Below are 16183 nucleotides of genomic sequence, written 5' to 3'. Positions count from 1 at the left end.
GTCGTGTCTGCAGGGAAGCTAGCAACCCCTGTCGCCCCCGGCAACCGACCCATCGTCGCAGGGCCCTTTTTGCACAAACGCCGCATGGCGCGTCGCGGACCGGTCGTACGACCAGTCCGCGATTTCACCGATGTGTATAAAGTGTGAAATCGATCACATGGAGGGTGACCTTTCTCACAACGTGTCACGGACAGCATTCGCTATGGTGACCGGTGAACAGGGGGCATCGAGCGCGCCGCTGACGAGGCACCGGTCATGGAGCGGGTCTCGTCGCACGCGCGATGCCGGCAGCGAACCGGAGCCGGATAAGAGGGATGCGAGGACTTTTCGCGCGCACGGATCATGGCTGCCGACGTCACGCGCATGACGCGCGATCCAGCTCATCGCCATTCCTCCCGGTTACCGAATCTATCGATTCAGGACCCCTCGCCGTATGGCGACCCAGGGGCGCGTCCGCGTCCGGGCCTGACGACATCCATTCCGTCTGAACGAAGAGCAGGGGCAACAAGATGAATCGTGCATTCCGCATCGTATGGTCCAGGGCACTGGGCACGTGGGTGGTCGCATCCGAACTCGCTGGCCGCCACGGCAAGGGCCGCGGCCGTGCGGCCACCAAGGGTGTCGACGAACGGGCAAGTGCGTCGCGTGGCGCAGCAGGCGCGTGGACGCTGCGCGTCGGCCTGCTGATGGCGCTTGGCGCGCTGCATGCGCCAGAGGCGCATGCCGTCGATCGTTACTGGGATTTCAACGGCGGCTCCGCCGGTAGCGGCGGCACGGGCACGTGGAATACGTCGTCGCCGTACTGGAACTCCGCGGCCGATGGCATCGCCGGGCCTTTCGTCGTCTGGAACAATGCGGGCCTCGATAACGCGGTCTTCGCCGGCACGGCAGGCTCCGTTACGCTCAGCGGTGCGCTCACGGCGAACGCCGTGACGTTCAACACCACGGGTTACTCGCTGGGCGGCGGCACGCTCACGCTGGCGGGAACGACCCCGGGAATCGCGGTCAACACCGGCACGTCGACCATCGATTCCGTGATAGCGGGAAGCGCCGGCCTGACGAAGAGCGGCGGCGGCGGCATCGTCCTCAATGGCGCCAACACGTTCTCCGGCGACGTCAACGTGACTGGAGGAACCCTGGGCATCAAGGACGACGCGGCACTGGGCGCGGCCGGCAACGGCGTCATACTCGCCAACGGCACGGGTCTCACGGTCGCCGGGTCGCTCGCCGCCACGCGCAAGGTCACGATCGCCGGAACGGCAGCGGTCTTTTCCGGTGGCAACGCCGGCGCCGCGACCATCACCGGGCCCGGGGGCGTGAGCGCGCGAAGTGGCGTCACGATGAGCAATGCGGCCAGCGACTACCGGGGAGCGACCAATTTCTTCACCGGCGGCACCTATGGCTTTACGTCCATCGGCAATCTTGGCGAGGCGAGTTCCCTTGGCGCGCCCACGGGTGTCGCGGAGGGCACGGTCGTCGTACAGGCCGGCGGAGGCCTGGGCGGCACCCTGATCTATACCGGCTCGGGCAATGCATCGAATCGCGGCTTCCGCTTCGTCAATACGTCGAGCGGCAGCAATCAGTTGCGCAATAGCGGTAGTGGAACGCTGAAGCTGTCCGGCGACATCGCCACGACCAACGCGTTCAATCTGGGCATGTCGTTCAACGCCGTGACGGCCGACTTCGAGCTGACCGGCACGATCAGCAGTGCTTCCGCGCGCACCATCGGATTCGTCGGCAGCGCGGGACGGACGATCGTCGTCAATGGCGACAACACCTATAGCGGGCCGACGAGCATCGGCACGATCACGGTGAAGGCCGATTCGCTGACCAACACCGGCACCACCAGTTCGTTCGGTACCGGCATCGACGGCGGCATCAACATAGCGGCCGGTACGCTCAGTTATACCGGCGGCGCCACGACGTCGGATCGTGCGCTGACCGTCGACGGCAGCAACGTCTTCGCGAACGACGGCACGGGCGGGCTCGACTTCAGCGGCGCGACGAACTTCGCCACGGGCGGGAACGGCACGGATAGCCTGACCCTTGGGGGCACGTATGGCGGCACGAACACGTTCTCCGGGATCCTTGCGGGTACGGGAAGCCTGGTAGCGGATGGCACGGGCACCTGGGTACTCGGTGGTGCGAACACGTTCGCGGGCACCACGACCGTCAGATCGGGCACGCTCGTGGCAGGAAGCGCGGGCGCCTTCGGCACGACGAAGGGCCTGATCGTCAACGGCGGCACGCTGGACCTCAACGATCTCGCGATCGCGGCGCCATCGCTCGCCGGCACCGGTGGCATCGTCGATCTCGGTAGCGGGACCCTCACGCTCAACGCGACGACGGGTGCGACGACCTATGGCGGACGCATCGCCGGCACGGGCGGACTGTCGAAGCTGGGTGCCGGCACGCAGACGCTAACGGGCAGCAACACCTATACGGGTAGCACGTCCATCGGCGGCGGAACCCTCGCGCTGGATTTCTCCGCCCCGGGTGCACCGACGGGCAATATCGTCAGCTCGGCCTCCTCGCTTTCGATGGCCGGCGGCGTCCTGTCGATCAAGGGTCGAGCCGCCGCCAATGGACAGAGCTTCAACGGACTGGCCATCACGGCCGGCAGCAATCGCATCAACGCGACGTCCGGGACGGGCGGCTCGTTGACGGTCGGGCTGGGTGCCATCGACCGCACGGGCGGCCTGATGGACTTCGGATTCGACACCGGCACCACCCTCACCACGACGCACGCGGATGGCGCGTTGGGCGGCTGGGCCACCGTGAACGGTACCGACTATGCGCAGGTATCCGGCGGTGTCATCACGGCGTTCACCTCGTACGCCAACAAGGACGATGCCTCGCAGTGGCTCACCGGCGACATCGTCAGCGACGAGGGCAACGCGCCGAACACGGCGTATTTCGGCACGCTCGCCGGCAGCGTGGCGCTGGGCGGCCTGAAGTACGCGGCCGCGGCAGGGTCGACCGTGAACGTGGGCGCCGCGAATACGCTGAGCGTCGACGGCAGCATCATCGTTTCGCCAGCGGCTGGCGTCGCGGCGCAGAGAATCACCGGCGGCTCGTTGACGGGAGGGGCAGGCGGCAGTCCGCTAGGCGTGCTGCAGAACAGCGGCGGCACCCTCACTATCGCTTCGGCGATCGTCGACAACGGTGGCCCGACGAGCTTCGTCTCGGGCGGTTCGGGTACCGGCAGCGTCGTGCTTTCAGGCACGAATACCTACACCGGTTCCACGACGGTCAGCGGCGGTACGCTCTCCGTCGGGAGCATCGGGAACGGAGGCGCCGCGAGCTCCATCGGCGCATCGGGCAGCGGGTCGGTGAACCTCGTCATCGAGAACGGCACGCTGCGTTACACGGGCCCGAGCACGACGAGCGATCGCGGTTTCACCCTGGTCAACGGCGGTCCGGCCCGCACGATCCAGGTCGACGGTACCGCGAACCTCGCGTTCGGCGGGGTCGTCACGAGTCCCGACGACGCCGGCTTCACCAAGACCGGCTCGGGCACGCTGACGCTGTCCAACGGCGCCAACGATTTCGTCGGCCCGCTCACGGTCGCCGCGGGCGTCGTCTCGACAGGCACGCTGTCCAACGGCGGCGTGACCAGCGGCATCGGCGCGGGCACCGGCGATCCGGCGAGCCTCGTGCTGCAGTCGGGCGGCGCGCTTCAGTACACCGGCGGCACCACGTCGACGGATCGCGGCTTCACCGTGGGTGCGGGCAACGGACGCATCGACGTCTCTCAGGCCACGTCGACGCTGACGATCGGCGGGACGGCGGTCGGTGCGGGTGGCCTGATCAAGGATGGCGCCGGCACGCTCGTGTTGTCCGGTAACAACACCTACACCGGTGGCAACACGGTCAACGCCGGCGTCCTGCGCGCGGGCTCGAACCTGGCATTCGGCGGTCAGGCGAACGGCACGGGATCCGGCCAGATGACCGTGAACGCAGGCGCGACGCTCGACGTGGACGGCAAGACGATCTGGGTGAGGGGCCTGAACGGCTCGGGCGCCGTGGCGCTCGGCCCAGGGCTTCTGCAGATCAACGGCAGCGGCACCTTCGGCGGTGCGGTGTCGGGCAGCGGCGGTGTCGCCGTGGCGGCTGGCGCGACGCAGTCGATGAACGGTTGCGGCAATACGTATACCGGTGCGACCTCGATCACGTCGGCCGCCATCACGACCGACTGCCTTGCGAACGGCGGCCTGGCGAGCGGCATCGGCGCGTCCACCAGCGCCAGCACCAACCTCGTGTTCACCAGCGGCACGCTGACCTACACGGGCGCCAGCGTGAACATCGATCGCGGTGCGCAACTGTCGTCCCTCGGTGGCTTCGGCGTGACCAACGTCTCGACCGTGCTGGGTTTCGGCGGCATCGTGCAAGGCACCGGCGGCATGCAGAAAACGGGCGCCGGCACGCTCGTGTTCTCGGGCGCCAACACGTATAGCGGTGGCTCCCGCGTTCGCGCGGGTACCTTGCGCGCCGGGCACGTCGACGCGTTCGGCACCGGCATCATGTCGCTGGACGACACCGCGGGCGTCGCGCTCGACCTCGACGGATTCGACACCGGCGCACTCTATCTCGTCGGTGGCGGCAGCAATGGCGGCGTCGTCGACCTCGCCAACGCCACGTTCACCGTCACGAACGGTGGCGGGCTTGGCGCGGCCATCTACGGCGGCGTCATCATGGGCACGGGCAACTTCACGAAGAACGGCAACAGCGGGCAGGCGCTCACCGGCGTATCGAGCACGTACGACGGCGTCACGACCGTCAACGGTGGCGTGCTGCAGGTCGCCTCGATCGCGGACGGTGGCCTGGCCAGTTCGATCGGCGCATCCGGCAACGCGGCATCCAACCTCGTCATCAACGGCGGCACGCTGCAATACGTCGGTACGGGGAACACGACCGACCGTGCCCTCACGCTAGGCGCCTCGCCGAACAGCGCGATCGACGCGTCGGGCACCGGCGCGGTGCAGTTCACCAGTACCGATGCGCTGGCGTTCAGCGCGCCCGGCACGGCGCAGACCGTGACGCTCACGGGTACGAGCACCGCGAACAACGGCATGGCGCTCCGACTTTCGGACAATGGCGCCGGCAAGACGTCCGTGCGCAAGACGGGGACGGGGACATGGATCCTGCGCAACCCCGCGAGCAGCTACACGGGACCGACCACGATCCTCGGCGGCGTGCTCGGCGTGGACAAGCTCTCCGACGGATCGCAGGCCAGCAGTATCGGGCAGTCGTCGAACGCGGCGGCCAACCTCGTGATCGGGAGCAGCGCGACCCTGCGCTATACCGGCACCGGCGATACGACCGATCGCCTGTTCACGTTGTCGACGGGTGCCAGTGTGATCGAGTCGTCGGGCACGGGAGCCATCGTGTTCCGCAATACGGGTTCGGCCGCCTACGCGGGCACCGGAAGTCGCACGCTCGGTCTCGGCGGCACCAATACCGATCTCAACGTGATGGGTGGCACCATCATCGACGCGAACGCGACGAGCATCACCACGCTGGCGAAGAACGACGCGGGAACCTGGGCGCTCACCGGGACCAACACGTACACGGGCAACACCGTCATCAACGGCGGCATCCTGCAGCTGGGCACGGGGGGCACGACGGGCTCCGTCGCGAGCGCGAACATCATCGTCGCCGCGGGCACGCTCGCGTTCGACCGCTCGAACGCGATGACGATCGCGGGCACGATCTCCGGCGGCGGCGACGTGCGGCAGCTGGGATCCGGCACCACGATACTGACCGCCGCCAACACCTACACCGGCGGCACGCGTATCGATGGCGGCACGCTGCAGCTGGGCAACGGTGGAGCGATCGGCAGCATCCTCGGCGATGTCGTCGACAACGGCGTGCTGGCCTTCGATCGCTCCGATGTCTATGGCTTCGGCGGACTGATCGCCGGCACCGGCGGTGTCACGCAGTCCGGCAGCGGCACCACCGTGCTCGCCCACGCGAACAGCTACAAGGGCGCGACGCAGGTCTCGGGCGGCACGTTGCTGATCAATGGCGACCAGTCCGCGGCGACCGGCGCCACGACGGTGCAGAACGGCGGCACGCTCGGCGGCCGCGGCATCATCGGCGGCAGCGTCACCGTCGCGAACGGAGGTACGTTCAATCCCGGCGACGCGGGTGCGGCAGGCACGCTCACGGTGAACGGCGCATTCGCGCTGGCCGCGAACGCCACGATGAACTATCAGTTCGGCCAGGCGAACGTGATCGGCGGTCCGCTCAACGATCTGACCGTGGTCCACGGCAACCTGACGCTCGACGGTACCCTCAACGTCGCGACGACGCCGGGTGGCAGCTTCGGCCCCGGTCTCTACCGCATCGTCAGCTATGACGGAGCACTGACCGACAACGGTCTTGCGCTCGGCACGACACCCGGGGGCACGTTTCAGATCCAGACGTCCATCGCGAAACAGGTGAATCTCCTCAATACGGGCGGGCTGACGCTCAACTTCTGGGACGGGCCCTCGGGCCACCTGAACAACACGATCGACGGTGGCACCGGCGTGTGGCAGAGCGCGGGAGGCAACGACAACTGGGCAGACCCGACGGGACAGGTCAATGCGCCGTATACGAACGGCGAGTTCGGCATCTTCGCCGGCATGGGCGGAATCGTCACCGTGGATAACGGCACGGGTGCCGTCACGAGTTCGGGCATGCAGTTCGCGGTGGACGGATACATCGTCGCCGGCGACACGCTCACGCTGGGCGGGTTACCGAACATCGTGCGCGTCGGCGACGGCACGTCGGCGGGCGCGGGCATGACGGCCACCATCGACGCGACGCTGGCGGGGACGGGCGGCCTCGTCAAGGACGACCTCGGCCTGCTCGTGCTCGGCGGGAACAACACGTATACGGGCGGAACGTCCGTCGCCGACGGCACGCTTCAGGTGTCCGCGGATGCGAACCTCGGCGACGCCGCGGGTGGGCTGACGCTGGCCGGCGGCACGCTGCGTAACACGAACGCGTTCGCCTCCGCGCGCGACGTCACGCTCGACCAGGGAAACGGCACGTTCGACACCCTGGCGGACCTGTCGCTCACGGGAGCGATCGGCGGTTCGGGTGCGCTCGTGAAGACGGGCGCGGGCACGCTGACGCTCGCCGGTGCCAACAGCTATGCGGGCGGTACGTCGATCGACGGAGGCATGGTGTCCATCGCCGCCGACGCCAACCTGGGTAATGCCGCGGGTCCGCTGTCCCTAGATGGCGGTACGTTGCGGAATACCGCTGCCGTGACCTCGGGACGCACCGTCTCCCTGGGTGCGGGAGGCGGCACGTTCGAGGCGCTGGACAACCTCACGTTCACCACCGGGCTGAGCGGTGCCGGTGCACTCACGAAAACGGGCGCGGGGAATCTCATCCTCGCGGCGAACGCGACGTACACGGGCGGCACCACCATCGCGGAGGGGACGTTGCAGCTGGGCGACGGCGGCACGACCGGCACGGTTGCCGGCGACATCGCCAACAACGGCATCCTCGTCTTCGACCGGTACGACACGTTCGCGTTCGGTGGACTCGTGTCGGGGAACGGCGCCATGGAGCAACGTGGGGCGGGAACCACGGTGCTGACCGGAAACAACACGTACGCCGGGTCGACGGCCGTGCGCGGCGGCGGTCTCTTCGTCGACGGCGACCAGAGCGCCGCGACGGGTGGCACCACCGTGGATGCCGGGGCCACACTGGGAGGCAAGGGCACGATCGGCGGCGACGTGACGCTGGCGGATGGCGCCACGCTGAGCCCGGGCGCGCTTGGCGATGCACCGGGCACGCTGTCGATCCGTGGCGATCTCGCGCTGAACGACACCTCCACGCTGGCCATCAGCCTCGGGCAGGCCAATGTCGTCGGCGGCCCGCTGAACGACCTGGTGCAGGTCGACGGCGACCTGACCCTCGACGGCGTGCTGAACGTGTCGGTGCCTTCGAACGGCACGTTCGATCCGGGCATCTACCGGATCGTCGGCTACACCGGGGCGCTGAACGACAACGGGCTGACCATCGGATCGGTGCCGACACCGGACTATTACCTGCAGACCTCCATCGCACAGCAGGTGAACCTGCTGAACACGAACGGCCTTCAGGTCGATTTCTGGGACGGCAACGGCGGACGCGGCGACGGCGAGGTGGCGGGGGGCGACGGGACGTGGCAGAACACGAGCGGCAACGACAACTGGACCCTCGTCGACGGCTCGGCCAACGCACCCTACCGGGACGCTTCGTTCGCGATCTTCGCGGCGAACGGCGGCACGGTCACCGTGGACGACAGCCTTGGGGCCGTGACCACCGGTGGCATGCAGTTCGCGACGGACGGTTACCGCGTCGAGGGCGACGACATCGCGGTCGGTGCGTCGCCAGCGGTCATTCGCGTCGGCGACGGCACGACCGCCGGCACGGCCATGACGGCGACGATCGCTTCCGTGCTGACGGGTACCGGAGGGATCGCGAAGTCCGATCTCGGCACCCTGGTCCTCGCGGCCGACAACACGTACACGGGTGGGACATCCGTTACCGGCGGCGTGCTGCAGCTCGGTGAAGGCGGCACGTCCGGTTCGATTCTCGGCGATGTCGTGAACAACGGGACGCTGGCGTTCGATCGCTCGGACACGCTGACCTTCGCCGGCGCGATCGGCGGTGCCGGCGGACTCTCGCAGCGAGGCACAGGTACCACCGTGCTCACGGCGAACAACGGTTATACCGGCGCGACCACCGTCGAGTCCGGTACGCTGATCGTGAATGGCGACCAGTCCGCGGCGACCGGCACGACGTCGGTGCTGAACGGCGCGACGCTCGGCGGCACGGGTACGATCGGCGGCAATGTCACGGTGGGGGATGGCGCGACCCTCAGCCCCGGACAGTCCGCCGGCACGCTGACGATCAACGGCAGCCTCGCGCTCGGCGCGAGTGCCGTACTCGACTACGAGCTGGGCCAGGCCGGCACGCCCGGCGGCGCGCTCAACGACCTGACCGTGGTGCACGGCGATCTGACGCTCGACGGCACGCTCAACGTCACGGCCACGCCGGGCGGCACGTTCGGCGCCGGCGTCTACCGGCTGTTCGGCTACGACGGCACGCTGACCGACAACGGCCTGTCGATCGGCGCGGTGCCGACGGCGGACGTGTTCGTGCAGACATCGCTGGCCCATCAGGTGAACCTCGTGAACACCGATGGACTGACGCTCAGCTTCTGGGATGGCCCGGGCCACGCGAACGATGGCGCGATCGCCGGCGGTACGGGCACCTGGCGCCTTGCCGACAACGACTACTGGACGGAAGCCTCGGGCTCGCTCAACGCGCCTTACAGCAACGGGTCGTTCGCCGTCTTCGGCGGCACTGGCGGCAAGGTGACGGTAGACGATGGCAACGGTCTCGCGACCGTCTCGGGCATGCAGTTCGCCGCCGATGGCTACGCCGTGACCGGCGACGCCATCGCGCTGGCTGGCGGTGCGACGAGCATCCGCGTCGGCGACGGCACCACGACCGGCGCCGGCATGACCGCCACGATCGATGCCGCCCTGACGGGGGGATCGTTGGTCGTGAAGGACGACCTCGGCACGCTGGTCCTCGATGGAGCGAACACCTACGGTGGCGGCACCGACGTGCGCGCGGGCACGCTGCAGGTCGCGAACGACGGCAACCTCGGTGCGGCCATCGGCTACCTCGCGATCGACGACGCGACGCTGCATACCACCGGCAGCTTCGCGACGCGCCGCGTCGTGGCGCTCGGCGGCGACGCGACCATAGACACCGACGAAGGCACGACGCTCACCGTCGATCAGGGTATCGCGGGCCACGGGAGCCTGACGAAGGCCGGCGCCGGTGCGCTGGTGCTCGGCGCCGCCTCCTCTTATGGCGGCGCGACCGTCGTCTCGGACGGAACGCTGGCGGCGGGCGTCGCCGATGCGTTCGACACGTCGTCGGCGGTGACCGTGGAACGCGACGGCACGCTCGGGCTCGCGGGCCATGCGCAGCACCTCGCCACGCTGACGAACGCCGGCAGGGTGACCTTCGGCACCGCGCCGGGCACGACGTTGACCGTCAAGGGCGATTACGCGGGTCAGGACGGCGTCCTCGTGTTCGACGCGGCGCTCGGCGACGACGCGTCGTCGACGGACCGTCTCGTCGTCGCGGGCAGCACGTCGGGCAACACGACGGTTCAGGTAAACAACGTCGGCGGCGCCGGCGCGCAGACTACGCAAGGCATCAGGCTGATCGACGTACAGGGTGCATCCAACGGCACATTCGCACTGAAGGGCGATTACGTGTTCCAGGGCGATCAGGCGGTCGTCGCCGGAGCGTATGCATATCGCCTGTTCAAGAACGGTACCGATACGGCCGATGGCGACTGGTACCTGCGCTCGGCTCTCGCCAGCGGTGGCGACAGCGATCCGGATGGCGGCGCCCATCCGCTCTACCAGCCCGGCGTGCCGTTGTACGAGGCGTATGCCGGCGTGCTGCAACAGGTCAACGCGTTGGGGACGCTGTTCCAGCGGACGGGCGATCGTCACTGGTCGGGAGGCTCCGCACCGAACGACATGAGCCCGGGCGACGGGACGTGGATGCGAGTCGAGGGCGGTGACCAGTCCTTCCGGCCCGAAAGCAGCACCAGCGGCACGCGCTACGACGTGTCCAGCTGGACCGCCGAAGCGGGCATCGACGCGACGCTCGGCGAAGGCGACGGTGGCACGTTGGTCGCGGGCGGCACGCTGCGCTATGGCCGTTACCAGTCGAACGCCCGCTCGGTCTACGGGCAGGGTCGCCTGAAGACGGACGGCTATGGCATCGGAGGCGCCCTCACGTGGTTCGGCGACAACGGCGTTTACGTGGATGGCCAGGCACGCTGGACGCGCTTCGACACGGACCTGCGATCCACCACGCTCGCGCGATCGACGAAGGATGGCAACAAGGCCAACGGGTACGCGGTGGGCGTTGAAGCCGGTCGTCGCTTCGGCCTGAGCGATCGCTGGTCGATCGTTCCGCAGGCGCAGCTGACCTACGGCAAGGTGTCGTTCGACAGTTTCGACGACGCCTTCGGTGCGCACGTGTCGCAGCGGGACGGCAGGAGCGCCACGGGTCGCGCCGGCGTGCTGGTGGATTACCGTAGTGCGCGTCAGGGTGCCGAGGGTGCGATTGCCACGCACGTGTACGCGATCGGCAACGTCTACCGGAACTTCAGCGACGCGGCACGCGTCGCCGTGGCGGGTACCGACTTCACCACGCGCAATGAACGCCTCTGGGGCGGATTCGGCCTCGGCACGTCACGCGACTGGGCGGACGGTCGCTACGCCGTGTACGGCGAGGTCCAGGCCAGCAAGGGGCTGCAGGGAGGGGATTCGCACGCGGTGAGCGCCACCGTTGGCTTCCGGATGCACTGGTGACGCAGTCGACGGGAGCCGCGCAGCACGGCTCCCGTCTTTCAGGGATCGATCAGACCGGCCCGCACGGCGTCCGCGACGTCGTCGGGGGTGTCGAGATCGCGTCCCAGCGCATCGCGCCGGATGGCCGCCGGATGCGCGACACCCCACAGCCGGCGGAAGCCCGTGTCGCCGGTCAGCCGCCCCGCCGCGGCCAGCGTTTCGGGGCGGAGCAGGGCGGGCGGCCCCAGTGCGTCGCCGTACGCGGAGACCACGTCGCGACTGCCGTCGTAGGCGACGAGCAGGGTCTGCAGGTGCTCCTGCGTGAGACACGGCTGATCCACGAGCGTCACGAGCACGGGGTAGGTTCGCCCCGCCAGCGCGGCGGCCGCCCGGGCCAGCGACGAGGCCATGCCGGTGTCCCAGGTAGGGTTGAACACGATGGGGGTGCCGGTGACGAGCGGTGCGAGGGTGTCCGCATGCGCCCCGAGCACGACCACGATACGGGTGGGGCCCGTGGCCTTCGCCAGCCGGACGGCCCGCTGCAGGAGGGTCTCGCCGCCCACGGTCAGCAGTTGCTTGGGCCGTCCGAGCCTCGCGCTCCCACCCGCGGCGAGCACCACGGCATCATGTTCACAACGTACGGCCATGCGTCGTTCCGGGGCCCTGGCAAGAAGGGCGCCACGCTAGCATGGCTGTCGACCCGACGGAGGGATCGTCTAAAAAACGATAGGTATGTACGTTGCGAGTCGTCCCCGAGTTGCCGATAGTGCCTGCTTGGCATTTAGCAGCGCGTCCCAATGGTCATCGCGTCCGACAATCTCAGGGAGCGCGGCGCGGATGTCGCGTTCGGTCCGTTTCTCCTGGCCCCCGCCCGGCGGCTACTCCTGCGGGACGGCGAGCCCGTGGACATCGGCGGGCGGGCGTTCGACATGCTCGTGGCCCTGGTCGAGCGGCCCGGCGTCGTCTGGTCCAAGCGCGAGCTCATCGCGCGCGTGTGGCCCGACGTCGTCGTGGAGGAGGGCAGCCTGCGCTTCCACATGACGGGCCTGCGCCGGATCCTCGGCGATGGCGAGGATGGCGGCCGATACATCTCGACCCAGGTGGGCGTGGGTTATGCCTTCGTTGGCGCCGTGCGTCGCGTGGATGACGACGCGACGCGCTCGGTCCCGGCTTCTCTTCACAAGCCCGAGCCGGCGCGACTCGTGAGCAATGCGGGCGATCTGCCGACCCGCCGCCGCCTCGTGGGTCGCGAAGCGGACGTCGACCGGATACTCGCGCGCCTGTCGGCGCCGATCCTCTACACGGTGGCGGGCGCGGGCGGTGCGGGAAAGACCAGCATCGCGCTCGAGGTCGGGCATCGTCTGGCGGAAGCGGGGCGCATCGTCCGCTTCGTCGATCTGGCGCAGGTCGAGGACCCGGCCCTCGTGCCGTATGCGCTCGCCGGTGCGCTGCATATTCCCGTGCAGACCGACGATCCGCTGGCCGTGGTGATCGCCCATCTGCGCGACCGGGCGATCGTGCTCTTCGTGGACAACTGCGAGCACGTGGTGGATGCGGTGTCGGGAACGCTGGAGCGCCTCCGCGAGGCCGCGCCCGACGTGACCGTGCTCGCGACGAGCCGCGAGCCGCTGCGCGCGCACGACGAATGCGTGCACTGGCTCGACGCGCTGACGTACCCGGCGCGCAACGTCGGCGACAGCGACGAGATCCTCGGCTACTCGGCCGTGCAGCTGTTCCTGGAACGCGCGTCGGCGAGCGGCGCCACCAGCGTGCCGGATGCCGCCTCGCTCCGGCTCGTGGCGGACATCTGCCGTCGACTGGACGGCATGGCTTTGCCGATCGAGCTCGCCGCGCTGCGCGTCGGGTCGCACGGCATCGAGGCGACGCACGAGCTGATCGGCGAGCGCTTCAGCCTCGAATGGTCCGGTCGTCGCACGGCGGCGCCGCGGCAGCAGACCTTGCGGGCGACGCTCGACTGGAGCTACGACCTGCTGACTCCGCTGGAGCGACTCGCGTTCGACCAGCTTTCCGTGTTCGTCGGCCCGTTCTCCGTCGAGGCGGCCGCGAACGTACTGAGCGGCGAGGGGGTTCAACCCGCGACCTTCGTCGCCACGCTCGACGCGCTTTCGGCGAAAGGGCTGGTCGCGGTCCATCGCGCGACGGCGACGGGCTCGTACCGCCTGCTCGAAATGACCCGCGCCTACGCGCGTGAACGCATGGCGCTTCGCGGCGAGTCCGAGGCGAGGTCGCTGTCGCGTCGTCACGCGGCGTACTTCCTGCACCGGCTGGACGGCCTGGGCGAAACGCCCGAAGAGGTGTTCCGGAACGCCACGTGGTGGAGCTGCCAGTTCGGCAACGTCCGCAGCGCGCTCGAGTGGAGCCTCGGTCCGCAGGGCGACACCGCCATCGGCGTTCCGCTCGCCGCCGTCGCCTCGCGCGTGTTCCTGCGCTTTTCGTTGATGGCCGAATGCCGCACGTGGTGCGAGCGTGCCCGCAACGCGATGATGCTGCCGTTCACCGGCACGGCCGTCGAGCTCGAGTTGCAGGCGGCGCTGGGGCTCGTGCTGATGTTCACGCTGGGCAACAGCGACGCCGCCGGCGTCGCCTTGCGCCGCGCGCTCGATCTCGCCATCGCGCTCGACCGCAAGTGGGATCAGCTACGCATCCTCGGCCGCCTGCAGATCTACGACGAACGCCTCGGCGACTTCGAGCCCTCGCTCGCCTGGGCCGAGCAGGCCGAGGAACTCGGCCGCGAGATCGGCGAGCCGGAGGCCATCGCGGTCGCCGCGTCGCTGGCGGGCGTGGCGCGGCACCTGCTGGGCGATCAGGCCGCGGCGCGGCATCTCCTCGAAGAATCGTTGCGTCACGGCCTGCCGTCCGAGCAGAGCCGGACGATCCATTACGGATTCGATCATCGCAACCGCTCGTGCATCGCGCTGGCGCGTACCCTGTGGTTGCAGGGGCATGCCGACCAGGCCCGTTACTGGGTACGCCGTGCGCAGGAGGAAGCCATCGCGCTCGAACACCCCATCACCCAGTGCATCGCGCTGATCTGGACGCTCTCGGTTCATCACTGGACCGGCGAGACCGATCAGGTCGAGGAAGCGCTGGCGACGTTCGCCGCGCTGGCGGACGCGCATGGATTCCGCCCGTACATCGCCGCGACGGAAGGATTTCGCGGCATGCTCGCGATCGGACGCGGCGACGCGGCGGAAGCCGTGCAGGCGATCCGCGAAAGCCTCGCGCGCCTCAAGGCGATGCGCTACGAACTGCTGACGACGACGTTCGAAACCGCGCTGGTGGAAGCGCTGCTTTCCGCGGGCCGCTTCGGCGAGGCGGCCGAGCAGGTGGCCGCCACGATCGAGCACTGCACGCGTACCGGCGAAGGCTTCGCCCTGCCGGAGCTGCTGCGCCTCAAGGCACTCGTGCTGGCGCGGAGCGGCGACGATCCGGAGGGCGTCGAGTCGACGTTGCGCGGGTCGCTCGAGCTTGCCGCGCGCCAGACATCGAACGCATGGCGTCTGCGTGCCTCGATGGATCTTGCGGCCTGGTGGGCGGCGAACGGAAGCGAGGTGGAGGCCAGCATGCTCCTGCGGTCATGCCGGGATCGCGCGGTGGAGGGCCTCGACACGGCCGACCTGCGACGCCTCGACGCGATGCTCGGCGACGCCGGTGCGTGGAATGAGCAGGGTGGCGCATAGGCCACCGCGAACACGGTTGGCGAGTCGCAACTGTCCGCCGAGCTGCAGCGTGAGTTGCAGCGCGATGGCCAGGCCCAGCCCGGAGCCGGTGGGGTCGCGCTGCTCGGAGTGGCGTAACCGGTAGAACGGCTCCATGACCGCCGCGAGTTCGTCGTCCGGAATGCCCGGACCATCGTCTTCGATGTCGATGGCGACCATGTCGCCACCCGCGATCCGCGTGTGCAGATCCGCCCGATAACCGTGCTTGAGCGCGTTGTCGACGAGATTGGCGAGGATGCGCCGCAGCGACTGCGGGCATGTGGTTACCACCAGCGGATCGGTCGGGGCGAAGGCCACGGCACGGCCCGCGTCGCGATAATCGCACGCGAGGCTGTCGACGAAGGCGATGAGACAGAGTTTCACCGGGACCTCGCGCGGCTCGTCGGCGCAACGGGCATAACGCACGCCGTCGCGCACGAGGTGCTCCATGCGATGCAGGTCTTCGATGATGTACCGGCGTCCCGGTCCGTCGTCCATCGCTTCGAGCCGCAGGCGCATGCGCGCGACGGGCGTCTGCAGGTCGTGCGCGATGGCGGAGAGGAACCGCAGCCGCGCGGACACGTGCTCGCGCACCCGCAGCTGGATGCCGCGCAGGGCGTTCATCGCGCGTACCAGCTCCTGCGGTGCGTGAGCCGGCGGCGGCGCCAGCGCACGAGCCGGCTCGAAGCGTTCCAGCGCCTCCGCGAACTGGGCGAGCGGGCGGGCGGCGGCCTTGCCGTGCACCCAGAGAAACGCGCAGAGCGAGATGCCGGCCACCGCGGCGCTGGCCGCGATGCGCGGCAGGCTGCTCGCCGGTTCGCCGACGGTGAGGATCAGTGCGCCCAGCGCCTGGGCACCGACGACGGCGCCCACCTGCGGAACGAAGAGCCGACGTGCGAGGTGCGTGGGTCGGACAAGGCGACGGGTAGAAGGATGCATGCGTGTCATGACCGTGTCCGCGGAGGAATGGTCTACAGCATGTGTCGCGCAGGCCGGGTGACACCAGTTAGCTTGTGTTGGCTGCTGTTAGCCGGCCGCAACTGAGACGACCATCCCAGATTGCGCGCCTGCCGGCATCGTGGACCG

The 16183-nt window shown here is 69.0% G+C and carries 4 protein-coding genes; 2 read left to right on the top strand and 2 right to left on the bottom strand.

All coding sequences use genetic code 11. From position 1 onward, the window contains the following. The first annotated feature begins 509 nt into the window (after positions 1–509). Positions 510–11399, top strand: a complete 10890-nt coding sequence (locus tag BMX32_RS15345; RefSeq protein WP_089980031.1) for an autotransporter-associated beta strand repeat-containing protein — start codon at positions 510–512, stop codon at positions 11397–11399. A 38-nt stretch (positions 11400–11437) separates the two neighbouring features. Here the strand turns inward: BMX32_RS15345 and BMX32_RS15340 are convergent, their stop codons facing one another. After that, positions 11438–12025: a nucleotidyltransferase family protein gene (locus tag BMX32_RS15340; RefSeq protein ID WP_089980030.1), complete on the bottom strand. Its 588-nt coding sequence runs from the start codon at positions 12023–12025 to the stop codon at positions 11438–11440. Between the two features lie 150 nt (positions 12026–12175). Here BMX32_RS15340 and BMX32_RS15335 point away from each other — a divergent pair, with 150 nt between their 5' ends. After that, positions 12176–15079 (top strand): ATP-binding protein, encoded by a 2904-nt coding sequence (locus BMX32_RS15335; protein WP_089980028.1) that lies wholly within the window; start codon positions 12176–12178, stop codon positions 15077–15079. Here BMX32_RS15335 and BMX32_RS15330 read toward each other — a convergent pair. After that, entirely contained in the window at positions 14975–16036 is a 1062-nt protein-coding gene (locus tag BMX32_RS15330) for a sensor histidine kinase (RefSeq protein ID WP_139206754.1), read from the bottom strand. The two genes, BMX32_RS15335 and BMX32_RS15330, sit on opposite strands and share 105 nt — an antisense overlap. Between the last annotated feature and the right edge of the window lie 147 nt (positions 16037–16183).

The sequence above is a fragment of the Luteibacter sp. UNCMF331Sha3.1 genome (assembly GCF_900109915.1).
GTDB lineage: Bacteria > Pseudomonadota > Gammaproteobacteria > Xanthomonadales > Rhodanobacteraceae > Luteibacter.
This window is presented reverse-complemented; position numbering and strand designations above follow the sequence as displayed.